Raw genomic sequence first — 22,481 nt, 5'->3', positions numbered from 1 at the left:
AAGAAAAATCCCTTCATTGGAAGGGACCTTATATCATTGTTCAAAAAACATGCTGTATTAAACAGGCAGGCTGTCGTTAAACCGCAAAGCTTTCGCCACAGGCACAACTTCTCGAGGCGTTGGGATTACTGAAATGAAATCCTTTGCCATTTAGCCCATCAGTAAAATCAAGTGTTGTATTCACGAGGTATAAGAAACTCTTTAGATCGGTTACAACCTTCACTCCCTTGTCTTCAAAAACCTGGTCATTTGGTTTGCTCTGATTATCGAAATCCATTTTATAACTCAGGCCTGAACATCCCCCTCCAACAACAGAAACACGAAGGAAAAAGTCGGGCTGGCCCTCGATATGAGCTTCCTGCATCAACTTTTCGACTTTTTCTTTTGCTTTATCGCTAACGTAAATCATAATAGTATAGTTATTATCGTAAAAATGCCATTTGTTATTGCAAATTTAGCCATTTTTCAGGCCGGATTCAATGCCCGCATCCCGGTAACAGCAACTTTAATCTTTTCTATAGTAAAATTGATTTCTTCCGGTGTCGTAAAACGCCCTACACCAAAGCGGAGGGAGCTATGTGCTTCAGCGTCATTGAGTCCAAGGGCTTTCAGAACATAGCTCGGTTCTATGGACGCCGAGGTACAGGCCGATCCTGACGAAACCGCCACATCTTTATTTATGGCCATCAACAGGGCCTCGCTTTCCGCGCCGGTAAAGGAAATATTGGTGACCTGGGGCAGCCTGGACTCCCGGCTCCCGTTTACAAAGCTGCCGGGTATTTCCAGAAGACCCTTTTCGAGGGTATCCCTTAGTTCCTTTAGCCTGGTACCTTCATCTGGAAGTTCAAGAGCGGCTATCTCGCAGGCTTTACCCAGCCCGGCGATGGCCGGAACATTTAGTGTTCCACTTCTCATACCCCTTTCATGACCTCCCCCATCCATTTGTGGCACTAATCTTACCCTGGGATCCTTTCTCCTTATATATAAGGCACCTACGCCTTTTGGGCCGTATAACTTGTGCCCGCTGAAACACAAAAGGTCGATTCCGTCGTCAATGACATTAACCGGGATCTTGCCCACTGCCTGGGTGGCATCAGAGAAAAAGATGATACCATGTTGTTTTGCAATCTCCCCGATCTCGCGTACCGGTTGGACCGTACCTGTCTCATTATTCGCATACATGATTGCGATCAGGATAGTTTCAGGCCGGATGGCAGCCTCAAGTTCAGTAAGGCTGATCAGGCCTTCCCGGTTAACCGGCAGCCAGGTAACGGAAGCTCCTTTTTTCTCGAGACCCTTGCAGGTGTCAATGACGGCTTTATGTTCAGTCGTAACAGTGATGATATGATTGCCTTTCACCGCATACATTTCGTATACACCCTTAATGGCAAGATTCACGGCTTCTGTGGAGCCCGAAGTAAAAACCAGTTCTTTCGGACCGGCGCCAACCAGCCTGGCAGCCTGTTCCCTCGCCAGATCCACCGCTTCTTCGGCCTGCCACCCGTATTGGTGGTTCCGGCTGGCTGCATTACCAAAATGTTCGGTGAAATATGGCAGCATGGTTTCAACAACCCGGGGGTCGCAGGGAGTCGTTGCATTATGATCGAGATAGACTGGTAATTTCATTTCTTTAGCAATAACATAAAACTACTATAAATGGTTCTATTTTCGGGTTTGCAAAAACCACCGGATGCTAAAGATCGAACATATAGGAATCGCTGTGAAAAAACTGGAAGAAGCAATTCCTCTTTACGAGGCATTGCTGAATACACCAAGTTATAAAACGGAAACAGTTGCGTCAGAAAACGTAATCACCGCCTTTTTCAGGAAAGCGGAGACGAAAATCGAGCTGTTAGAGAGCACCGACCCGGATGGTGTTATTGCAAAGTTTATTGAGAAAAAAGGAGAAGGCATTCACCATATTGCCTTTGAAGTGGAAGATATTGAAGCCGAAATGAAAAGACTGGTTGAAAAAGGATTTGTGCTGCTCAACGAAGTGCCAAAGCCCGGCGCCGATAACAAACTTGTTTGTTTCTTTCACCCACGTACTACCGGCGGCGTCCTGATCGAACTCTGCCAGGATAACTCATAACTCATAACTCATCACTCATCACTATATTCCCCCTTCTTCTTCCATCACCTTGTTAAGCCCGAGTTTTGTTATAGCAATAGAGGAAGCGATCTGGCTTGCGTCCTTTTTATTGTACGCTTTACCTTCAGCAAGGCAAACGCCGTCAACCATAGCACCTATTGTGAAGAGTCTGCGGCCGCCTTCTATTTTTTCGTCGAGGGTTTCAAATTCAAGGTTCTTGCCATTTTTATTTGCCCAGCCATAAAGTTTGTTCTTGTTATTGATCTCAAGATTTTCAAGATCTTCCATAAACAGGTGGGGTATAATAATAACTTCAAGCACCCACTTTTTTGTTTTGTCAAAACCCTTATCAAGGTAAACTGCGCCCACAAGCGCTTCCAGCGTGTTACCAAAGATCTGGCTCATCTTAAGTGAGTTGTCAAACTTGTTGAAGAAGGTAACCTTCTTGATACCCATTTTGATGGCGATCTCGTTAAGTTTATTCCGATTCACCATTTTGCTTCTCATCTCTGTAAGAAACCCTTCTTCTTTATACGGATATTTCTTGAACAGGAAGTCTGCAACGATGCCACTGAGAATGGCATCACCAAGATACTCGAGTCTTTCATTGTTTTCATCGGCTGTATCTCTTACCGATCTGTGCGTGAGAGCGGCTTTGTATAATGCAACCTTGCCTGGTGTAAAGCCTAGTACGTTCCTTAGACTTTTTTTAAAAGAAACATTATTGTTATTACCTCTGAATCTGTTGAGAATGCGGACTAAAGTCAAGGCTTATGGTTTTTTTTCCTCAGGTCAAAAATTTTGGATGCTAACGAAAGTTACAAAAAAAACCTGCATGTCAGAACATATTCTTTCATTACGGAGTGCGCATTCTTGTGGAATTGCTGTAAGATCAGGGAACATACTTTTTCACGATCACGCATGCATTATGACCGCCGAATCCAAAGGTGTTACTCAGTGCCGCCCTTACTGTACGTTTCTGGGGTTTGTCGAAAGTGAAATTGAGTTTGGGATCAAGTTCAGGATCATTCGCATAATGATTAATAGTTGGAGGAACCATATCATCTACTACGCTCATGATACAGGCAATTGCTTCCACTACGCCGGCAGCACCCAGGCAATGACCGGTCATAGATTTTGTTGAGCTGATATTTACTTTATAAGCATGCTCACCGAAAACATCCATGATAGCTTTGATCTCTGCAAGATCACCAAGCGGGGTGGAAGTTCCATGGGTGTTGATGTAGTCTATGTCCTCAGGTTTGAGACCAGCATCACGTAGGGCTGCAAACATTACATTTTTCGCCCCGAGTCCCTGCGGATGTGGGGCAGTGATATGATGCGCATCGGCTGTGGCACCACAGCCGGCTATCTCACAATAAATCCTGGCGCCGCGGGCAAGGGCATGATCAAGATCTTCAAGGATCAGCATGCCCGCACCCTCACCCATAACAAACCCATCCCTGTCTTTATCATAGGGACGGCTGGCCGTTTTGGGATCGTCATTGCGTTCGCTGAGGGCCTTCATCGCGTTGAAACCGCCTACTCCTGACTCACTGATTACGCTTTCAGAACCTCCGCTAAGTATGATATCTGCCTGGCCAAGTCTGATCAGGTTAAAAGCTTCCATGATACCATTGGTAGAAGAAGCGCAGGCACTTACCACGGCGAAGTTTGGTCCGCGGTATCCATGTCGCATTGATATCTGTCCTGCAGCAATATCAAGGATCATTTTTGGAATAAAGAAGGGATTAAAACGGGGAGTTCCGTCACCCTTACCATAATTAATTACTTCTTCCTGGAAGGTGAGAATGCCGCCAATTCCGCTGGCGAATATAACTCCAACACGATCTTTATCGATATCGTCACCCGAGATGCCTGCATCATTTACGGCCTCATCACTCACGGCCAGGCCGGTTTGCGTGAAACGATCAATTTTACGCGCTTCCTTCTTTTCCAGGAAGTTCAGCGGGTCAAATCCCTTTAATTCGCAGGCAAATCGTGTTTTGAATTTTGATGCGTCAAAAAGAGTAATGTTGTCAGCGCCCGAAACCCCACCGATAAGATTGTTCCAATAATCAGGTAAATTATTACCGATTGGTGTCAGAGCACCAATACCTGTTACAACTACTCTTTTTAACTTCATATAGCTGTGCTCATATAGATTTAGTAACAAATCCGCCTTCGCAGCACATCCAGGCTACAGAAAGGCGGATCTTAAGGGTATTGCATCTGAAGTCAATCAGTTAATTACTTAGCATGTTCTTCTAAGTACGCAACAGCCTGACCTACAGTAGTAATAGTTTCAGCTTGCTCATCTGGGATGGAAATGTTGAATTCCTTCTCGAACTCCATGATTAACTCAACGGTGTCCAATGAATCTGCACCTAAATCATTAGTGAAGGAAGCCTCATTGGTAACTTCTGCTTCTTCTACACCTAGCTTATCAACGATGATCTTTTTAACTCGTGTTGCGATGTCTGACATTTTAGTAAAGTTTAGTTACGGCTGCAAAAATATAATTTTTGAGTTAACCACAAGAAATAGGTGGTTATTAATTACAAGTATGTAAAATTTGCGCTAAGATAAGCCTCTCATCTATAGAGCGGTAATTTTCTTTTAAAGTTTCAAAATAAATTTGATACAGCCTAAATCCTTATATTGCGACCGACATACTCCCAAAATCCCTTTAATTCATGGCGCTTAAAATTATCGATCACGGCTCCCCGGAATATCAGCAGATGGTACAGTTGAGAAACGACATTCTGCGTAAGCCGCTTGGTCTGTCTTTTACACCTGAAGAGCTGGCCAAAGAAAAAGATGAGGTCCTGATAGGAGCTTTTGAAGATGAAAAGATGCTTGGGTGTTGTATGCTTGTCAGATCTGGTAGCTCCACAGTCAGATTAAGACAGATGGCTGTACTGAATAACCTCCAGGGTAAAGGTATAGGCCGGGCATTAATGCAGTTTGCTGAAAACATTGCCCGCGACCTGGGCTATAAGAAACTTACCATGCACGCACGCGTAACCGCAGCGGGCTTTTATGAAAAGCTCGGGTACAAGGTCGTTGGCGACAAGTTTGAAGAAGTAACCATTCCGCACTACTCAATGGAAAAATCACTGATATCTTCCGACGAAGACACTCTAGCTTAGTGATGAGTGATGAGTTATGAGTTATGAGTGGAAAACAACTCATAACTCATAACTCATCACTCATCACTCTATTTAACGATTCTAATATTAAACGGATACCTATACAGCTTGCCTTCGCTCGCGCGGATCGAAGCAACTATTGCGAGGATTATGTTTACAATCCCAATCACCCAAAGCAAAAGAAAACCAATCAACAGGATAACCAGGAGAATAGAAATGAAGTAAAGGATGAGGATGGTTATCTGGAAGTTCAGTGATTCCTTCGCATGAACGGATACAAACTGCGAATCCTTGTTCTTAATAAGATAAATGATCAGTGGACCAAGGATGCCAACACCCGGAACCACCGTAAGTATATGAGATAATACCGCAAAAGTGCGATCATCGCCCGTTGGAGCCACCAGGGGTGTATCTTCTGTACCCAGGTATGATCTGTTTTCGTACGACATAAGGAGTTTTATATTAAGTTACCAATATTTTTAATGAGTCAACATTTCTGCATTAAGTTTGCAGGTCATAGCCAGTTTCTGAAGCACTGGCACGACTAATTTCCCGGTGATGCGATTCCTTAATTTCTGTGCTGCATGTTGTTTATTCTTTAATTCATTTGTCGTTAATGGCCAGGAATATTACAGGTCCGTGCAGATCAAACCCGACTCAGTTGAACGGGGAACCAGGCTGTTCATGGAAAGTCTGCGATCCATAAGCCAACCAGGGTCAGCCGAGGCTCAACGGCTGTACAGGGATTCCCTCGCTGCAATACTGATGAAAGCAGATGCAGTGTTCAACAACGGAAAAAACATTTCCGCGGCCGCACTGGATACCCTGCTACCGAGACCAACGTTCAGACTGATAAATGATCTCCTGTGGTTGAATTTTAAAATCTCATCTGATAAAAGCCAGGCAATTTCATTGATACGGGTTCTGGCAAGCCGTTATCCTGCTGAAGAATATGTGCAGGGCAATCTTTTTTTGGCCTATCAGCTAACAGGAATGAATGATTCTGCAAAAGCAGTGACCCAACGTTACCTCAATCTGAAAAGCGAGGGATTTACTTCGATGCATATAGCGGGGAGGATAGTTGATAATGATAAGGATGGAAATTTGCATAAAATCATCAGCCTCGGCTCGGACAGTTTCCGGCTCTTTACCCAAAACAAACTTTATAAATTCCCCGCCGACCTGGACTCAATCCGAAACGCCCTCGCGATAAGCATTTTGCATCGTGCCGGGGCAGTACAGGCACCGGATAAAATTACAGGAAGGCTCATCCTCGACTTTGCTGACCTGACTGCCAGGGATAAGTTGTATGCAGAAGTTTTACCCTTCTATGATATGGCAGTGAGTTACGACCCGGCGCTGGCGTCCATAGTAGCCGAAAGAAAAACAGTGATCGCTGATACGGAGAAATCAGTAAACGAAACATTCAGGTGGGCAAGCATTTTTTACGCTATTCCCCTGCTTTCTTTTGTGCTGATTTTTGTGAGCTGGTTGAGATCGAAAAGAAACAAGAATTCTTCGACATAAACAGACTGACAACTATATAAACAGACTGAAAACACCGATCGGAGAGAAAAACCTACTGCGCCGGTTAAACTACCTCTTCTTTATTTGCGAAGTTGTGCATCCTCTGCAGAAAGCCTAGGATCTGCTGCATGCTTTTCACATCTTCAACCACCAGTAAGAACAATTTGCCAACCTGTTTCAGCTTAGCCTTGTTGGTCTGTGTCTGCAGGTAAGTTAATATACTCTGGAAAGTATCTGACTCAAAATAAGGCGAATCCGCCTTATTGATGAAATAACATCTCAGCTGTTCATCCTTTAGCAACATCTTCTCGAAACCAAGCGCGACCGCCACGCGTCTCGAACGAACAGTATCAAACAGATCAATTACCTGCTTGGGCATCGGCCCGAACCTGTCGGTGAGTTCAGTGGCAAAGGCCTGCAGCTCTTCTTCATTTTCGCAGTTATCGAGTCTTGTATACAGAGTGAGTCTCTCAGTTACTGATTCTACATAACTGTCTGGTATAAGTATCTCCAGGTCGGTATCTACTGTACAATCCTGTACAAAGTCATCCTGCCTGGTAATCTCCTCTTTAAACAACCCTTTGAACTCCGTACGTTTTAATTCGCGGATCGCTTCATCCAGAATTTTCTGGTACATCTCAAAACCAATCTCAGCCATGAAGCCACTTTGTTCACCACCCAGCATGTTTCCTGCGCCTCGGATATCCAGGTCACGCATGGCAATCTGGAATCCGCTACCCAGTTCGCTATGTTGTTCCAACGTTTGTAAGCGTTTCCTCGAGTCGTTCGGCAATGAACTCATAGGCGGTGCCATAAGATAACAGAAAGCTTTTTTATTGCTGCGGCCAACACGACCCCTTAACTGGTGAAGATCACTCAGTCCAAAATGATGAGCATTGTTTACAATGATGGTGTTGACATTCGGAATATCCACCCCGCTCTCCACGATGTTTGTACAAACAAGCACATCATACTTCTTATCTATAAAATCAAGTATCCGCTCTTCCAGTTCATGACCTTCCAGCTGGCCATGAGCAAAGCCAATGCTTACATCAGGACAAAGGGCCTGGATAAGCGCAGCCATTTCGGCAAGGCCGAGCACCCGGTTATGTATAAAAAACACCTGGCCCCCACGTTCCGTTTCATAATAGATCGCATCGCGGATGGTATCTTCATTGAAGACAACAACCTCGGTTTGAATCGCCTGCCTGTTTGGCGGTGGTGTATTCATGATGCTCAGATCCCTTGCACCCATAAGGCTGAACTGAAGCGTTCTTGGGATAGGCGTCGCCGTTAGGGTAAGGCAATCTACATTGGTTCGCAGTGTTTTGATCTTTTCCTTATGAGCCACACCAAATTTCTGTTCTTCATCAATAACCAATAGTCCCAGGTCCTTGAACTTGACTTCTTTTCCAAGTAATCCGTGGGTACCTACTATTATATCAATTTTTCCTGTCTCTAAACGCTGAAGTACTTCTTTCTTTTCCTTTGAAGATTTGAAACGGTTGATATAGTCCACTGTTACCGGGAAATCCTTCAACCTGTCCTTCAGGGTTTTGTAGTGTTGAAATGCGAGGATAGTTGTGGGAACCAGAACGGCTGCCTGCTTACCATCAAGGCAGGTTTTGAATGCTGCACGAATGGCAATCTCCGTTTTACCAAAGCCAACATCACCGCAAACAAGCCGGTCCATCGGAGATGGAGATTCCATATCTTTTTTTACATCGGCTGTTGCTTTCGCCTGGTCAGGTGTATCCTCATATATAAAGGAGGCTTCAAGCTCGGTTTGCATGTAATTGTCAGGCGAATGAGCAAAACCCTGCTGAGCTTTTCTCTGGGCATAAAGCTTTATCAGGTCGAACGCTATCTCCTTAACTTTGATCTTGGTTTTCTCCTTCAGTTTGGACCAGGTATCACTACCAAGTTTATTCACTTTAGGTATTGTTCCCTCTTTCCCCGTGTATTTGGAGATCTTGTGCAGTGAGTTGATGTTCACATAAAGGATATCGCTATCCTTATAAATGATTCTTACTGCTTCCTGTATTCTTCCGTTTGCTTCAATTTTCTGAAGTCCGCTGTAACGTCCGACACCATGATCAATATGCGTTACATAATCCCCTGGCTGAAGCTCGCGTAAGGTCCGTAGCGTTAACGCCTTGTTTTTATTATAAGCCTGCTTAACCTTGTATTTGTGATAGCGTTGAAATATCTGGTGGTCCGTATAACAAACTGCCTTTATGCTTTCATCTATAAAACCTTCGTGTACTGAAACCGGTATGGGGATAAACTGAATCTCTGCACGCAGATCTTCAAATATGCTATGAAGTCTTTCGAGCTGCCGCGGATTCTCAGCAAAAAGATAAAGCGTGTAATTTTTTGCCATCCAGCTTTTCAGATCGGCGATAAGCATATCAAACTGGCGGTTAAATGCCGGTTGGATACGCGTCTGAAATTCTATGGTTTCAAAATTCTTCCCGCCAAAAACTGATGGCTTCGGGCCAAAGCTGAGCACTTGTCTTTCCCGTAATTTTTCTTCGATAAGCCGGGCACTTACAAAGTCTTCAGGCCTTACCTCTATCTTCTCGACCTTGTCTTCATCTTCCTTTTTTCCATAACCACCTGAATCACGGAGTTCAAGGAACAATTGCAGGTCTTCTTCCTGGGTAATGATCCGGTCACGGGTAAGTTCCCAGTCCTGCATCCATATTATCGTGTTGCCTGGCAAGAAGTCAAAAAGAGAAACTTTATCCTGGTCTTCAAACTGGGTCTCTATATTGGGGATGATGTTTACCTGCAGCAGCTTGCGTTCACTTAACTGGGTTTCAGGATCGAAGATGCGGATAGAATCCACATCATTCCCAAAAAGCTCAAGGCGGTACGGTTTCTCGTTTCCAAATGAATAGATGTCAAAAATGCCACCCCTTAAAGCAAACTGGCCGGGTTCATAAACAAAGTCGGTTCTTTCGAAGCCATAGTTCACCAGCTTTTCGATCATTCCGTCGATGTCGATGGTCTCATTGGTTTTTATCTGTATGATATTACCGGAAAGCACGTTTGGCAAAATCACCTTTTCGAAGATCGCTTCGGGATAAGTAATGATGATCTTTTTGTTTCCACCGCCACTCCATTTCATCAACGCTTCTGCCCTGAGCATAACATGGCTGCTATTGAGCAAACGGAAATTTTTGCGGTTTTTAAAAGATGATGGAAAGTAAAAAAGGTCCAGTGCGTTGGTCAGGTTTTCCAGCGTATTGTGCAGGTAAGCGGCATATTCAGCATCCTCACAGATCACAACGTGATTGAATGAAGAGGATTTCGGGTGTTGAAAAACGCCATTTATGACAAAGGCGGGTGAGCTGCCATGGAGGTTTTTAAGATGGATATGTTCCGGCTGCTCATAGGACAACCTGTCCGCCAGTTCAAAAAGGCGGGGGCTGTTCTTATATCCATCGAGCAAAGTTTGCAAATTCATATTGCGGCGCGAAGTTACTGATACTTGGTGAGATCACCTGCCGGATTATCACCAGGGTTGTTAATCAGCACCTAAATTTTGGTAACAATATCGGGCCATCTTCCCCAACAATATTGAGCCATATATATAACCCTTTTAGTACATTTAGAAAAAGCTAACTCATGCTACAGCCATGGCGAATCGGAAAGGTTATAAAAATAGCCGAAGAAACACCCAGCACCAGGCGATACTGGATCCAGGTTCCCGAGCTCGAAAACTTTGATTTCAAACCGGGTCAGTTTGTAACACTGGATTTACCGATTCATGAAAAACCCAATAAGCGCTGGCGGAGTTACTCCATTGCATCATGGCCGGACGGGACCAATGTATTCGAACTGATCATTGTGCTGCTCGAGGGTGGTTTGGGTACCAATTACATCTTCAGCCAGATCACGGTTGGCTCGGAGTTCATCCTCCGCGGTCCCCAGGGTGTTTTTGTGTTACCGGAACCCATTGAAAAAGACCTGTTCTTCATCTGCACCGGAACCGGGGTTGCACCCTTCAGGGCAATGGCTCACCATATCATGAATCACAATGTGCCACACAAAATGATCTACCTGATCTTTGGTTGCCGCAAGTTTGGTGATGCCCTATACGGGAAGGAATTAAGAGAACTTTCCAGAGACATGCCGGGCTTTCAGTATATACCTACCTATTCGAGGGAAGAACCCGTCTCCACACCCGATGGGGATGATCATCTTGTCCGGATCGGTTATGTGCACCAGGTTTATGAAGAGATCTGCAAGAAATCGAACGGAACCCCCGCCTCTTTCTTTTTATGTGGGTGGAAGAATATGATCGATGAAGCGAAACAACGGATAACTGCCCTTGGTTATGACAGGAAGTCGATTCACCAGGAACTATATGGATAAGGCAGATTTCGTTTGACTATGAACCGGAATTTTTCAGATTGTCTTTTCTCGTTGGAACCTTGGCTGTAAGGTCATGAGTATCAGGCGATTTATCGTCTCTTACCGGCTTCATGGCAATTACCGGGATATGCATTTGCTTGATTTGTTGTTCGAGTATTGCATTTTCCCTTTGCAGATCAAGAATTTCCGAGTGATTTGAAAGCATCTCATTTTCCAGTTCTATCACCTTTTTTCTGAGGGATATAATCTGTCGGCTGCGAAAGATAAATCCGAGGAAAGCTGCGCCCACTACCAGACCCACTAAGAGCAGCGCGTTAACATTCAATTGGATAGCAAGCATATCGAGCGTATTTTTCGTTATAGGATATCACGAGGTTCGGGATTTCGGGTTCAAATTATATTGGACAACGGCTCAAATTAACAATTAAAGCTTGTAATTCATAGTTTGGGGCATTTTAACTGCGAGAATGATTAACCAGGCAAATTCATCAAAATCTGGTTCCTGACAATCTCGGCTACCATATTGGCCTGGATCCGCTCCTGTTTCATCGAGTCCCTGTATCTTATTGTCACGGTACCATCCTCCTTCGACTGATGATCTACAGTAATACAAAAAGGTGTGCCAAGGGCGTCCATCCGACGATAGCGCTTGCCAATCGCGTCTTTTTCTTCATAAAAACACCGGAAATGCGGCTTACACTTATCAAATATTCCCTGTGCAATTTCCGGTAACCCGTCTTTTTTAGTCAACGGAAAAACTGCAAGTTTTATTGGAGCCAGGGCCGGAGGGAATCTCAGAACCACCCGGCTATCCGGTTTATCATCTGTACTGAGATCTTCCTCGTGGTAAGCCTCGCTGAGAATGAGCAGAACCGTGCGATCGAGGCCGATTGAAGTCTCGATTACATAAGGAATATAATTCTGGTTGATGTCATTATCGAAATACTGCATCTTCTTTTTGCTGAATTCCTGGTGATTTTTCAGGTCAAAATCACCCCGGGAGTGAATTCCTTCCACCTCCTTAAATCCGATGGGAAACTCGTATTCAATATCACAGGCAGCTTTCGCATAATGGGCCAGTTTCACATGATCATGGAAACGGTATTTTTCTTTTGGTATACCCAGGTCAAGATGCCATTGCATTCTCTGGGTTTTCCAGTATTCGTACCATTCGTTTTCAGTGCCGGGGCGGATAAAAAACTGCATCTCCATCTGCTCAAATTCGCGCATCCGGAAAACAAATTGTCTGGCAACAATCTCATTACGAAATGCTTTTCCTATCTGGGCAATTCCGAAAGGAATCTTCATCCGTCCGGTTTTCTGAACGTTCAGGAAGTTTACAAAGATTCCCTGGGCGGTCTCTGGTCTAAGGTAAATCTCGCTCGCATCTTCTGCAACTGATCCTACCGAAGTAGAAAACATGAGGTTAAACTGGCGGACTTCGGTCCAGTTAGCGGTTCCGCTTACCACGCACTTTATCTTTCGGTCTTCTATAAGTTTTTTGAGTCCGTCAAAATCATCCGCCGCAATCAAGGCATCCATTTCCGACAGCAAAGCCTGGGCTTCTTCAGGCTTATTCTCCTGCTCAAGTTTCTCAGCAGCTGCTTCGATCAGGTGGTCCACCCGGTATCTTTTCTGGCTGTCTTTATTATCGATCATGGGATCGCTGAAATTGTCCACGTGGCCGCTGGCCTTCCAAACCGTCGGATGCATAAAAATAGCCGCGTCAATCCCAACGATGTTCTGATGCATCTGGGTCATGCTCTTCCACCAATGATCCTTGATATTCTTCTTGAGTTCCGAGCCCCATTGACCATAGTCGTAAACGGCGCTCAGACCGTCATAAATTTCGCTGGATTGGAAAATAAAACCGTATTCTTTGCAATGAGATATAATCGCCTGGAACTTATTTGGATCTGTCGACATAATGGCGGCAAAGATAGGATGAAGCTTTTAAAATCTTTGGTTTGAGTGGTTTCAATCTTATTTCAACTTATCGTTATTGAGATGTCTTGTCGAATCCCGTTCGTTCTTTTTTTGGATATTCTGTTCAAGTGCATCGGTCAGATCAACACCTGTCTGATTGGCAAGACAGATAAGCACCCAAAGCACATCGGCCATCTCATCTGCGAGTTCCTTCCCCTTGTCTGAGTTTTTGAACGACTGGTCACCGAATTTTCTCACCATTAGCCTGGAAAGCTCGCCGACCTCCTCCATCAGGATGCCAAGATTGGTAAGCTCGGAAAAATAACGCACCCCCACTTCCTTTATCCATTTGTCAACTGTGTCCTGGGCCTGCCTTAAAGTGATTTCTTTTGTTGTTGATGACATAGATGATAATTAAACGGGTTTTAACTTAAAGCAGATGTCCGAAAACCTGGCCGGCAATCAAAGAACTGGATACACTGTTATTCTCTGTTCTTCGAATCAATGATTATTGTGACCGGCCCGTCATTTATAAGTTCCACCTTCATATCGGCTCCGAAGAGGCCGGTAGCAATTGTAGAACCGAGCTCTTTTTCTAAGGTCCGGATCATCGTTTCATAGAGCGGTACCGCTACCGGTGGTTTAGATGCCTTTATATAAGAAGGACGGTTTCCCTTTTTCGTGCTTGCATGGAGGGTGAACTGGCTCACCAGCAAAATTTCTCCCCCGCAATCTTTGACGGAAAGATTCATGACCCCCTGGGAGTCGTTGAAGATCCTGAGGTTCACGATTTTAGTGGAAAGCCAGTCGATGTCTTCCTGGCCGTCATTGTCTTCAATCCCTACCAACACGAGCAAACCATTATTGATCGAACCCCGTATACTATTATCTATAGTAACTGAAGCCCTTGACACCCGTTGAATGACCACTTTCATCCGTACTTTTTTGATTGCTTCTGGCCCGTTTTATTCCGTAAACACTGCGATCACCCTTAGCCTAATTTTTTACCTTTAAGGAATGAAGGTAGATATTTCGAAAGAGATCCGTTTTACAACTGCCCGGAGCGGGGGTGCAGGAGGGCAGAATGTAAATAAAGTCGAAACTATGGTTGCCGGCTCACTTCATATTGCCAACTCCCTGGTTCTCAACGGAGAGCAAAAAGAAATTTTGTACAAAAAGCTCGCCAACAGAATAAATTCAGATGGGGTTTTGCAACTAAAAAGCCAGATTCATCGTTCTCAGTTGGCAAATAAAGAGGAAGTCGTTGAAAAGATGACTGACCTTATCAGCCAGGCACTGATCAAAAAAAAGCCGAGGCTGGCTACGAAACCGTCAAAAGCCGCTAAGCAGAAGCGACTGGAATCGAAGAAAAAGGATGCTGTTCATAAACAAAACAGGAAAAAGATCCGGAATAATTTTGATTAGTAGTCTGCCCCTGAAAACGCTTAATCAATATGACATCGTCAAAAATCAAGCTGGTTATATCTTTTGCCGGAATCCTGGTTTTGCTGGGATCCTGCCAGAAACAATTGAGGTTCGACGATGTGCCTGGGAAGGATCACAACCTGGTGATCAATTTCAGGGCGGTCGTGGATACGGCCCAGCTTGTATTTGGTAAACAATACAGGAATTTTTTTGACGAACCCTACCAGGTGAGTGCCTTCAAATTTTACATACATGCCATCCAGATGATCAATACGGATTCGGGCAAGGTGTTCGAACTGCCGAAAGACAAATATTACCTGGTGGATTTTAGCGACCCGGCGAACACCAGGGTCCGGATCGGTGTGCAGCCCTTTAAATACAACCGCATTGCCTTCACCCTTGGAGTGGATAGCACACGCAACGTGAGCGGTGCCCAAACGGATGCACTTGATCCTGGCAAAGGAATGTTCTGGACCTGGAACACCGGCTACATTATGGCTAAGCTTGAAGGAAATTCACCTTTGGCCGCTACCCCGAATAATGCTTTCGAATATCATATCGGCGGATTCAGGACAGGGGAGAACGTGGTAGAAAAAGTAACCCTTCTTTTTCCATTTACGTCAGAGATCGACCTTAAACCGGGAAAAACAACGGAGATGTCCATTTCTGCCAACGTAAACTCCTGGTTTTACAACCCGCACGATATCATGATAACCGCCGATCCTACTTGTATGACTCCCGGGAACCTGGCGGTAAGGATTGCGGAAAATTACCGGAAAATGTTTACTGTTGTGGACATAGTAAATGAACCTTGACCACTCGCTGGACTATATTACTGAGCTTTGCGTTTTGCTTTTTGGCCGTATTGGTCAATGCCTGCAAAAAGAACGGCGACGCGGGCGCATATACCACACCGTTATCATTTAATATCCCTGAAGGTTTTCCTGCCCCGGTTTATGATTTCAGTACAAATCCGCTGACCCAGCAGGGTTTCGACCTTGGTAAAAAATTATTTTATGATGGCAGGCTGTCAAAAGACGGAAACTTCCCATGTGCTTCCTGTCACCAGCAGTTTGCCGGCTTTGCAACGCTCGATCACGATCTGAGCCATGGGTTCAACAATCAGTTCACCACCCGCAACGCACCAGGGTTATTTAACCTTGTCTGGCAAAAACAGCTGCATTGGGATGGAGGGATCAATAACCTTGAGGTGCAACCGCTTGCTCCCATTACTGCTACCAACGAAATGGCAGAAGATATAAATGCTGTGGTTGCAAAACTTAAGGAAGATGCAGAATACCGCCGGATGTTTGCTGCAGCCTTTGGTGATGGGGAAATTACGAGTCAACGTATGCTGCTTTCACTTACCCAGTTCATGGGTATGATGGTATCATCAAATTCAAAATATGATAAGATGAAACGCGGGGAGGCGGTCTTTAATTCAAACGAACAGGCGGGATACGAGATCTTCAAAGTCAAATGCGCATCATGTCATACCGAACCGATGTTTACTGATTTCAGTTATCGTAATACAGGTTTGCCCCTGAACCCTACACTCAAGGACCTCGGAAGAATGCGTATTACCAACCGGTCGCCGGACTCGTTGAAGTTTAAAGTTCCGAGCCTCAGAAACGTTTTTCTTACTTATCCATACGGCCACGACGGACGCTTTAGCTCCATTGGTCAGATGCTTGATCACTACAACACGGGCGTGAAAAAAAGTGCAACGCTTGATCCATCGCTGGCTAACGGAATCAGCTTGTCGTTCAACGACCGGTATTACCTTATCCAGTTCCTGGGTACGCTGACTGACTCCGTATTTATCAATGATAAACGATTTGCACAACCATAAGTCTCCAAACCAGGCCATAACCAACTTCCTTTTCCTTAATTTTGAGCCCTTACAAGTAAAAAGATTTTTTTGAGCGGAATTAAAAAACTTGCCGGCCAGACCTTATGGTACGGTGTTCCAAGGATTTTCGGGAGATTTCTGAATTTTGGTATCAGCCTGTTGGGTTTCCGTCTTTATGATCCCGGTGCTTCATCTTATTTCACCCAGGTGTATGCGGTGATTCCTTTTCTTTCAATTTTATTTACGTACGGCCTCGAAACCAGTTACTTCCGCTTTGCACAAACGCACGACCGGAAAAAACTCTATAATACCATCAATGTCTCGATCATTGTTTCGACGGTCCTGTTGACCTTACTGTTGTTTTTGTTTAAAGATTCAGTGGTCAGTTTTATGGAGATGGAAAAACATCCTGAGTTTGTAACATGGATGTTGTGGATCGTTTTCTTTGATACGCTGATTGCAATACCGATGGCTAAGCTGAGATTGGAAGAGCGGCCACAGAAATATGCATTCATCAACTTTTTTGGAATAATTCTGAACATTACCCTGGTTTTGTTTTTCTATTATGTGGCAAAACCTGCATATGAGGCGGACCACAGGTCATTTCTTGGAAGCTTTTTTGATCCAAAGGTCGGGATAGGTTATTTTATTCTGGCTAATGTAATCGCAAGTGCAGCAACGATGTTGCTGCTATGGAAGGAGTATGCAGCATTCAGGTTCGAGTTTGACAAGAAGTTATGGCGGGAGGTAATGAAGTATTCATATCCCTTGCTGATCGTTGGTACGGGTGGAATGATCAACGAGATGTTAAGCCGCGCCGTTTACCAGAAGATCCTTCACGATGACCCCGCCCGCGAGGAGTTTGAGCTGGGTGTGTTCGGTGCAAATTATAAACTCGCCATCCTGATAACCATCTTTATCCAGGTATTCCGGATGGCGGCCGAGCCCTTCTTCTTTAACCAGTCAAAAAACGAAGGTGCCCAACGCACTTATGCCAGGGTGATGAAATTTTTCGTGATTGCCTGCTGTTTCATGTTTCTGGTAATTAGTTTATTTCTTGATATATGGAAATTTCTTATTGCTTCGAAACATCCGGAATATGCGGAGGGCATAAACATAGTTCCGGTACTTGCGATGGCAAGCATATTCCTCGGCATTTATTATAATCTGTCAGTCTGGTATAAACTCACCAATAAAAATATGATGGGTGCCTATGTGACCATTGGCGGCGCCGTGATCACCATCGTCCTGTTATTCATCCTGATTCCGCAGTTTCGTTATATGGGAGCTGCCTGGGCCACATTTACCTGCTATGCTTTTATGATGATCGTTAGTTACAAGCAGGGACAGAAACACTACCCAATCCCCTATCCCACAAAAAAACTGATCACCTACCTGGTTATCTGTACGTTAATGTACATAATTCATGAATTGATCATCCGGTCAATCGATCGGAATGCAGGTTACTACCCCTGGATCTATTATGGAACCAGCTGTATCTTCCTGGGATTGTTCACATGGCTGATCCTCAAAGTGGAGAGACGCGAACTGGTGAATCTGCCGGTAGTGGGCAGGTACGTGGAGCGTTTCATATGATAACGCATTCTTAACATCTTTGGCCGGTTATTTTCCGGCATTCGTAATCTACCAACATCTGTTCCTCATTATTTTCGTAGCCTGAAGAATCCGGGGCGAGCGCTCTGGCGTTAAGCTTCAGCATAAAGTGCTATTTAGCCCTGTTTAGCCGGGTTAAATGAACATAGACCATTAACAATCAAATTCAACTCAGAAAATGAAATTTTCAATTTTAGGATTGTTCCTTTTTGTAAGCCTGGCCTTACATGCACAACAAAAAAATGTGTTGCTCGATCCCGCCTTCTGGCAAACCAAACCGGGGCCGGACGCCATTAAGCTGGAAATTGAAAAAGGTAACAATCCCGCCGAATACAATCAAGGCAATTTTGACCCGGTGGTTCTCGCTATTAACGGTGGAGCCCCGAATGAATCTGTCAAATACCTGCTGGATCAGAAAGGCAATGATGTAAACAAGCTTACGCATGATGGCCGGACTTATATTTTCTGGGCCGCCAGCAAAGGAAATACCGAAATGATGGAGTACCTGATTTCGAAAGGAGCAAAAATTGCGGGGCAGCAGGACAACCACGGTTACTCTGTGCTGAATTTTGCCGCAAATGGTGGGCAAAAGGATACGAAGGTTTACGATCTCTGCCTGAAAAACGGAGCTGATCTCAAGAAAGATCTTACGCATGAAGGAGCAAATGCCTTGCTACTCGCACTGCCCTCCGATGCTGATGGCAAGATCACTGAATACTTTATCTCTAAGGGTTTAAGTCTGAAAAGTACTGATGCCCAGGGCAACACAGCCTTTAACTATGCAGCACGTGCCGGTAATATCGAACTGATGAAGTCGCTTAAAGAAAAAGGCGTACCCTTTACAGATAACGCTATGATTATGGCAGCACAGGGCAGCCGTCGTGGTTCCGCACCATTAGAAGCATTCCAATACCTGGAGACCATAGGCATCAAACCTACAGTACTCAGCAAAACAGGCGAAAATGTATTGCACCTGATCGTACGTCGCCCCGGCCAGGAAAAACTGATCCGGTATTTCCTGGACAAAGGAGTTAAAGTGGACCAGGCTAACCAGGAAGGCAATACTGTATTCATGAATGCTGCAGCTGCAAACCGTGAAATTGCTACCCTTGAATTACTTCGGTCAGGCATCACCGATATTAACAGGGCCAATAAGGACGGACTTACACCACTCACACTGGCTGTTCGTAGCAATAGCCCTGAAATTGTGCAATACCTCGTTGACAAGGGTGCGAAAACAGACGTGAAGGATGCAAAAGGCGATAATCTTGCTGTATACCTTCTTGATTCCTACAATCCCCGCCAGCCAAAGGACTTTGAAGCTAAACTTGAAATCTTAAAGAAAGGTGGACTGGACATTGCAGCTGTTCAGCCTAACGGCAACACACTGTACCACCTGGCAGTAGCTAAAAATGATGTAAACCTGTTGAAGCTTGTCAATACAATGAACATTGATGTGAATGCTGCCAACAAGGAAGGTTTTACTGCTTTACACAAAGCTGCAATGCTGGGTAAGGATGATGTGGTGATGAAGTACCTGATCTCTGTTGGTGCAAAAAAAGATATCAAAACAAGTTTCAGCGAAACGGCCTTTGATCTGGCCAGCGAAAACGAAAATTTTTCAAAACAAAACATCTCTCTCGGGTTCCTAAAATAAAAATATGAAGTTGAACAGAATGGTTCTGGTGGTGGTGGCAGTTTGTACCTCGTTTCTTGTTTCGGCACAAACCGCAAAATACAAGTGTATGGTGCAGATGACGAATTATGTTGGAGAAAAGGCCTATATCGTGATATCGCTGATTGATCCAAAAGGGACCTACGAAAAAACATTATCCGTTATGGGTACCGATAAAGAGTGGTACCCTGACCTTAAAGAGTGGCACAAGGCGTATAAGAAAAAGCCGGCTAATATAAGTGCGGTTACCGGCGCATCTGTAGCTGGTGGAGACCGCAGCGTGGTTACCCTGGAGCTGGAAACAGCAAAAATTAATAAAGGTTATACATTGCGTTTTGAAAGTGCTGTTGAAGACAAGGAATACCACGTGAAGGATCTTGAAGTCCCGTTAACCACTGAAGGACTGAGTTCTAAAAAAGATGGCACAAATTATATTCGTTACGTCCGTTTCAGTGCCAACTAATATTCCTGGAATGATATGATCATATCTGTCTGGAGATACAGCCACCTTCTTTTGGCTGTATCTTCTTTTTTATTGCTCACCGTGGCTTCTGTGACGGGAATCATGCTGGCCTTTGAACCGGTCTCATACAAAATGCAGGAGTACCGGGTTGATGGTTCAGCAAATCTGAGCCTTGCAGAAGTGATACCTGTAGTAAAGAAGAGGTTCCCGGATGTTCAGAAATTAAACATTGATGATAATGGATTCGTAGTACTTGAATGGACAGATTCGACAGGCCTTGCGCAAAAATCATATATCGATCCTCGCGATGGCAAGATCCTAGGTCAGGTGAAAGAACAGTCCGGATTTTTTAAGTGGGCCACTGCGCTCCACCGATCATTATTTTTACACGAAACTGGTCGTTTCCTGGTTGGTCTTGCTTCCTTTTTGCTGATACTGATCGGCCTCTCGGGCATCATCCTGGTAATTCAGCGACAAAAAGGTATCAGCCGTTTCTTTGCACGTATCGAGCGGCTCAACTGGGCCCAGTATTACCATGTCGTATTCGGGCGCATCGTCCTCTTTCCCATTTTGTTTATCGCCATCACAGGAACATACCTTTCTGTCGCCCGCTTTGAATGGATAGATGCATCAGAAGCAAAGCTCCAGGCAAATACCGATAGCCTTGCAGAGGAACCTGTGATTGACGTAAAAGACTTCCCGCTTTTTCGCGATGTGAAGCTTCGGGACTTGCAGTCCGTGGAGTTCCCATTTTCTGAATTTCCTGAAGACTATTATTCAATAAAACAGCATGACAGTGTTGTAATGATTAACCAGTTTACGGGTGATGTTATTGCCAGTAAAAATTATTCGACTGCAGCGAAACTCGGGGCCTTCAGCCTGCGCTGGCACACGGGCCGAAATGGGATCATCTGGGCGATTGTACTGGCCATAAGTTCCGGCTATATATTGTTCTTTATCTATTCTGGATTTGTGATCATGTGGCGTCGCAGGGCAAATGTTTTGAAAAACAGATTTTCTGCTGAAGAAAGTGAGATCATCATTCTCGTGGGTTCCGAAAACGGCACGACGATGCGATTTGCAAGGACAGTATATCAACAACTCGTTGCGCAGGGAAAAAGTGTCTACCTCACTGATATGGATAACTACCGGATTTTTCCGTCAATGAAAGAATTGATTGTGATGACCAGTACTTATGGCCTGGGAGATCCGCCTTCCAATGCACATCACTTCCCTTCAAGATTGTCCAGATTTCCACAGGATCACGTATTCGGCTTTTCGGTAGTAGCATTTGGATCACGTACTTATGCCGATTATTGCAAATTTGGATTGGAAGCTGACCTGATATTGGCCCATAAGGAAGGGGCGGACCGGCGAACAGAGGTTTTCACGGTCAACGATCGTTCACCGGAGGATTTTGGAGCGTGGTGCAGCGCATGGTCATTGCACACAGGCATGACCGTTAGTGTTGCACCGGAATTGATTGGCACGGACCACCACAGGGATATGCGCAAGCTGATCGTAAAACAAAAGACGCTGATTACGGACAGTGATGATACTTTCCTGATACGCTTTTCTCCGGAAAAAAAGACAACGGTAAGGTCAGGTGATCTGCTTGCTGTCTATCCGGCCAATGATCACCGCGAACGTTTATACTCTATTGGCACAATTGAAAAAGATATTCAACTAAGCGTGAAGTATTACCCGGACGGACTGGGCTCCAGGTTCCTGGACGCCCTCACTGCAGGTAGCATTATACAAGGGCGGATTGTAAAAAATGAACATTTTCATTTCCCGGCAAAGGCATCTTCTGTGATCATGATATCTAATGGGACAGGTATCGCCCCTTTCCTGGGAATGATCAGTGACAACGTTATGAAGACCCCGGTACATTTGTTTTGTGGCTTCAGGTTTCGCCGGTCATTTGAATTGTATGAAGAGTTCCTGCTGCAACAAAAAGCAAGCGGTAAAATGACGTCATTGCATTTGGCATTGTCGCGCGAAGGTGGCCGGGAATATGTGATGAATCTTTTGTCAGCCAATGCTGCCGGGATTGGTCAGCTACTGGTGAATGATAGTATTGTTATGATCTGCGGCTCACTGGCCATGCAAAAAGACGTGCTGGAGGTATTGGCAGGTATATGCAAGATGCACGCGCTGGATGTCGACGAGCTGCATTTGAATGGAAAGATCCTTACAGACTGTTATTGAGCATTCCTCTCGCCATTCGTAATCTACTCTTGCTGATCTTGATGCCCTCTCCCTATTCTTTATCTGCTCTTGCTGATCATCATTCACCCTGGCTATTCTTTATCTGCCCTTGCTGATCATCATTCTCTCTCGCTATTCTTTATCTGCTTCGGCTCATCGTC

21 protein-coding genes and 1 pseudogene are annotated in these 22,481 nt (G+C 44.7%); 11 read left to right on the top strand and 11 right to left on the bottom strand.

The genetic code is table 11. The annotated features are described in order from the left end of the window. Positions 1 to 76: 76 nt before the first annotated feature. Both ACX0G7_RS13320 and ACX0G7_RS13315 read right to left on the bottom strand, forming a co-directional pair. A complete protein-coding gene (locus tag ACX0G7_RS13320) occupies positions 77 to 409 on the bottom strand; it encodes a HesB/IscA family protein (protein WP_458923978.1) in 333 nt (110 codons plus the stop codon). 56 nt (positions 410 to 465) lie between these two features. Further along, the gene (locus ACX0G7_RS13315; RefSeq protein WP_458923977.1) at positions 466 to 1,626 is read right to left on the bottom strand and encodes an IscS subfamily cysteine desulfurase; all 1,161 of its coding nucleotides are present in this window, start codon (positions 1,624 to 1,626) and stop codon (positions 466 to 468) included. Between the two features lie 64 nt (positions 1,627 to 1,690). Here ACX0G7_RS13315 and mce point away from each other — a divergent pair, with 64 nt between their 5' ends. Next, complete coding sequence (gene mce / locus ACX0G7_RS13310; protein ID WP_458923976.1) at positions 1,691 to 2,092, top strand: methylmalonyl-CoA epimerase; 402 nt, start codon at positions 1,691 to 1,693, stop codon at positions 2,090 to 2,092. Positions 2,093 to 2,113: 21 nt separating this feature from the next. Here mce and ACX0G7_RS13305 read toward each other — a convergent pair whose 3' ends face one another. From ACX0G7_RS13305 to ACX0G7_RS13295, 3 genes are all read right to left on the bottom strand, one after another. Further along, entirely contained in the window at positions 2,114 to 2,860 is a 747-nt protein-coding gene (locus ACX0G7_RS13305; RefSeq protein ID WP_458923975.1) for a ribonuclease III family protein, read from the bottom strand. A 124-nt stretch (positions 2,861 to 2,984) separates the two neighbouring features. Continuing rightward, positions 2,985 to 4,238 (bottom strand): beta-ketoacyl-ACP synthase II, encoded by a 1,254-nt coding sequence (gene fabF, locus ACX0G7_RS13300; RefSeq protein ID WP_458923974.1) that lies wholly within the window; start codon positions 4,236 to 4,238, stop codon positions 2,985 to 2,987. 104 nt (positions 4,239 to 4,342) lie between these two features. Beyond that, a complete protein-coding gene (locus tag ACX0G7_RS13295) occupies positions 4,343 to 4,579 on the bottom strand; it encodes an acyl carrier protein (protein ID WP_081146706.1) in 237 nt (78 codons plus the stop codon). 209 nt (positions 4,580 to 4,788) lie between these two features. Here ACX0G7_RS13295 and ACX0G7_RS13290 point away from each other — a divergent pair, with 209 nt between their 5' ends. Further along, the gene (locus ACX0G7_RS13290) at positions 4,789 to 5,244 is read left to right on the top strand and encodes a GNAT family N-acetyltransferase (RefSeq protein WP_458923973.1); all 456 of its coding nucleotides are present in this window, start codon (positions 4,789 to 4,791) and stop codon (positions 5,242 to 5,244) included. Between the two features lie 68 nt (positions 5,245 to 5,312). On the opposite strand, the gene ACX0G7_RS13285 is transcribed toward ACX0G7_RS13290, so the two are convergent. Continuing rightward, positions 5,313 to 5,693 (bottom strand): DUF4870 domain-containing protein, encoded by a 381-nt coding sequence (locus ACX0G7_RS13285; RefSeq protein ID WP_458923972.1) that lies wholly within the window; start codon positions 5,691 to 5,693, stop codon positions 5,313 to 5,315. A 109-nt stretch (positions 5,694 to 5,802) separates the two neighbouring features. On the opposite strand from ACX0G7_RS13285, the gene ACX0G7_RS13280 reads away from it, so the two are divergent. Then, positions 5,803 to 6,771 carry a hypothetical protein gene (locus tag ACX0G7_RS13280; RefSeq protein ID WP_458923971.1) on the top strand — a complete coding sequence of 323 codons (969 nt, stop codon included), beginning with the start codon at positions 5,803 to 5,805 and terminating at the stop codon, positions 6,769 to 6,771. A gap of 64 nt (positions 6,772 to 6,835) precedes the next feature. On the opposite strand, the gene mfd is transcribed toward ACX0G7_RS13280, so the two are convergent. Beyond that, positions 6,836 to 10,243 carry a transcription-repair coupling factor gene (gene mfd / locus ACX0G7_RS13275; protein WP_458923970.1) on the bottom strand — a complete coding sequence of 1,136 codons (3,408 nt, stop codon included), beginning with the start codon at positions 10,241 to 10,243 and terminating at the stop codon, positions 6,836 to 6,838. A gap of 161 nt (positions 10,244 to 10,404) precedes the next feature. Here mfd and ACX0G7_RS13270 point away from each other — a divergent pair, with 161 nt between their 5' ends. After that, complete coding sequence (locus tag ACX0G7_RS13270) at positions 10,405 to 11,154, top strand: ferredoxin--NADP reductase (RefSeq protein WP_458923969.1); 750 nt, start codon at positions 10,405 to 10,407, stop codon at positions 11,152 to 11,154. A gap of 16 nt (positions 11,155 to 11,170) precedes the next feature. Here ACX0G7_RS13270 and ACX0G7_RS13265 read toward each other — a convergent pair whose 3' ends face one another. The 4 genes from ACX0G7_RS13265 to dtd all read right to left on the bottom strand — a co-directional run bounded on the left by ACX0G7_RS13265 (position 11,171) and on the right by dtd (position 14,015). Then, positions 11,171 to 11,494: a hypothetical protein gene (locus ACX0G7_RS13265; RefSeq protein ID WP_458923968.1), complete on the bottom strand. Its 324-nt coding sequence runs from the start codon at positions 11,492 to 11,494 to the stop codon at positions 11,171 to 11,173. 131 nt (positions 11,495 to 11,625) lie between these two features. After that, a complete protein-coding gene (locus ACX0G7_RS13260) occupies positions 11,626 to 13,080 on the bottom strand; it encodes a glycine--tRNA ligase (protein ID WP_458923967.1) in 1,455 nt (484 codons plus the stop codon). A gap of 57 nt (positions 13,081 to 13,137) precedes the next feature. Continuing rightward, positions 13,138 to 13,485: a nucleotide pyrophosphohydrolase gene (locus ACX0G7_RS13255; RefSeq protein ID WP_458923966.1), complete on the bottom strand. Its 348-nt coding sequence runs from the start codon at positions 13,483 to 13,485 to the stop codon at positions 13,138 to 13,140. Positions 13,486 to 13,562: 77 nt separating this feature from the next. Next, positions 13,563 to 14,015, bottom strand: a complete 453-nt coding sequence (gene dtd, locus ACX0G7_RS13250) for a D-aminoacyl-tRNA deacylase (protein WP_458923965.1) — start codon at positions 14,013 to 14,015, stop codon at positions 13,563 to 13,565. A 103-nt stretch (positions 14,016 to 14,118) separates the two neighbouring features. Between dtd and arfB the strand changes: the two are divergent. The 7 genes and pseudogenes from arfB to ACX0G7_RS13215 all read left to right on the top strand — a co-directional run. Next, positions 14,119 to 14,505: pseudogene (gene arfB / locus ACX0G7_RS13245) on the top strand (alternative ribosome rescue aminoacyl-tRNA hydrolase ArfB); the annotation flags it as partial. A gap of 29 nt (positions 14,506 to 14,534) precedes the next feature. Continuing rightward, positions 14,535 to 15,320, top strand: coding sequence for an MbnP family protein (locus ACX0G7_RS13240; protein WP_458923964.1), 786 nt, complete (start codon positions 14,535 to 14,537; stop codon positions 15,318 to 15,320). 41 nt (positions 15,321 to 15,361) lie between these two features. Further along, positions 15,362 to 16,357 carry a cytochrome-c peroxidase gene (locus ACX0G7_RS13235; RefSeq protein ID WP_458923963.1) on the top strand — a complete coding sequence of 332 codons (996 nt, stop codon included), beginning with the start codon at positions 15,362 to 15,364 and terminating at the stop codon, positions 16,355 to 16,357. A gap of 69 nt (positions 16,358 to 16,426) precedes the next feature. Further along, positions 16,427 to 17,953 carry a lipopolysaccharide biosynthesis protein gene (locus tag ACX0G7_RS13230; RefSeq protein WP_458923962.1) on the top strand — a complete coding sequence of 509 codons (1,527 nt, stop codon included), beginning with the start codon at positions 16,427 to 16,429 and terminating at the stop codon, positions 17,951 to 17,953. Between the two features lie 196 nt (positions 17,954 to 18,149). After that, positions 18,150 to 19,628: an ankyrin repeat domain-containing protein gene (locus tag ACX0G7_RS13225; protein WP_458923961.1), complete on the top strand. Its 1,479-nt coding sequence runs from the start codon at positions 18,150 to 18,152 to the stop codon at positions 19,626 to 19,628. A 4-nt stretch (positions 19,629 to 19,632) separates the two neighbouring features. Beyond that, positions 19,633 to 20,109, top strand: coding sequence for a DUF2271 domain-containing protein (locus ACX0G7_RS13220; RefSeq protein WP_458923960.1), 477 nt, complete (start codon positions 19,633 to 19,635; stop codon positions 20,107 to 20,109). A 15-nt stretch (positions 20,110 to 20,124) separates the two neighbouring features. Beyond that, the gene (locus tag ACX0G7_RS13215; protein ID WP_458923959.1) at positions 20,125 to 22,320 is read left to right on the top strand and encodes a PepSY domain-containing protein; all 2,196 of its coding nucleotides are present in this window, start codon (positions 20,125 to 20,127) and stop codon (positions 22,318 to 22,320) included. The last annotated feature ends 161 nt before the right edge of the window (positions 22,321 to 22,481 follow it).

The sequence above is a fragment of the Flavitalea antarctica genome (genome assembly GCF_054461535.1).
This window is presented reverse-complemented; position numbering and strand designations above follow the sequence as displayed.

What these genes read in the sequence shown, in the direction of transcription:
- ACX0G7_RS13270 (WP_458923969.1), top strand. Translation starts at nt 10,405, where the DNA reads ATGCTACAGCCATGGCGAATCGGAAAGGTTATAAAAATAGCCGAAGAA.
- ACX0G7_RS13215 (WP_458923959.1), top strand. Translation starts at nt 20,125, where the DNA reads ATGATCATATCTGTCTGGAGATACAGCCACCTTCTTTTGGCTGTATCT.
- dtd (WP_458923965.1), bottom strand. Translation starts at nt 14,015, where the DNA reads ATGAAAGTGGTCATTCAACGGGTGTCAAGGGCTTCAGTTACTATAGAT.
- ACX0G7_RS13220 (WP_458923960.1), top strand. Translation starts at nt 19,633, where the DNA reads ATGAAGTTGAACAGAATGGTTCTGGTGGTGGTGGCAGTTTGTACCTCG.
- ACX0G7_RS13240 (WP_458923964.1), top strand. Translation starts at nt 14,535, where the DNA reads ATGACATCGTCAAAAATCAAGCTGGTTATATCTTTTGCCGGAATCCTG.
- ACX0G7_RS13260 (WP_458923967.1), bottom strand. Translation starts at nt 13,080, where the DNA reads ATGTCGACAGATCCAAATAAGTTCCAGGCGATTATATCTCATTGCAAA.
- mfd (WP_458923970.1), bottom strand. Translation starts at nt 10,243, where the DNA reads ATGAATTTGCAAACTTTGCTCGATGGATATAAGAACAGCCCCCGCCTT.
- ACX0G7_RS13225 (WP_458923961.1), top strand. Translation starts at nt 18,150, where the DNA reads ATGAAATTTTCAATTTTAGGATTGTTCCTTTTTGTAAGCCTGGCCTTA.
- ACX0G7_RS13255 (WP_458923966.1), bottom strand. Translation starts at nt 13,485, where the DNA reads ATGTCATCAACAACAAAAGAAATCACTTTAAGGCAGGCCCAGGACACA.
- ACX0G7_RS13290 (WP_458923973.1), top strand. Translation starts at nt 4,789, where the DNA reads ATGGCGCTTAAAATTATCGATCACGGCTCCCCGGAATATCAGCAGATG.
- ACX0G7_RS13285 (WP_458923972.1), bottom strand. Translation starts at nt 5,693, where the DNA reads ATGTCGTACGAAAACAGATCATACCTGGGTACAGAAGATACACCCCTG.
- ACX0G7_RS13265 (WP_458923968.1), bottom strand. Translation starts at nt 11,494, where the DNA reads ATGCTTGCTATCCAATTGAATGTTAACGCGCTGCTCTTAGTGGGTCTG.
- mce (WP_458923976.1), top strand. Translation starts at nt 1,691, where the DNA reads ATGCTAAAGATCGAACATATAGGAATCGCTGTGAAAAAACTGGAAGAA.
- fabF (WP_458923974.1), bottom strand. Translation starts at nt 4,238, where the DNA reads ATGAAGTTAAAAAGAGTAGTTGTAACAGGTATTGGTGCTCTGACACCA.
- ACX0G7_RS13280 (WP_458923971.1), top strand. Translation starts at nt 5,803, where the DNA reads ATGCGATTCCTTAATTTCTGTGCTGCATGTTGTTTATTCTTTAATTCA.
- ACX0G7_RS13315 (WP_458923977.1), bottom strand. Translation starts at nt 1,626, where the DNA reads ATGAAATTACCAGTCTATCTCGATCATAATGCAACGACTCCCTGCGAC.
- ACX0G7_RS13295 (WP_081146706.1), bottom strand. Translation starts at nt 4,579, where the DNA reads ATGTCAGACATCGCAACACGAGTTAAAAAGATCATCGTTGATAAGCTA.
- ACX0G7_RS13320 (WP_458923978.1), bottom strand. Translation starts at nt 409, where the DNA reads ATGATTTACGTTAGCGATAAAGCAAAAGAAAAAGTCGAAAAGTTGATG.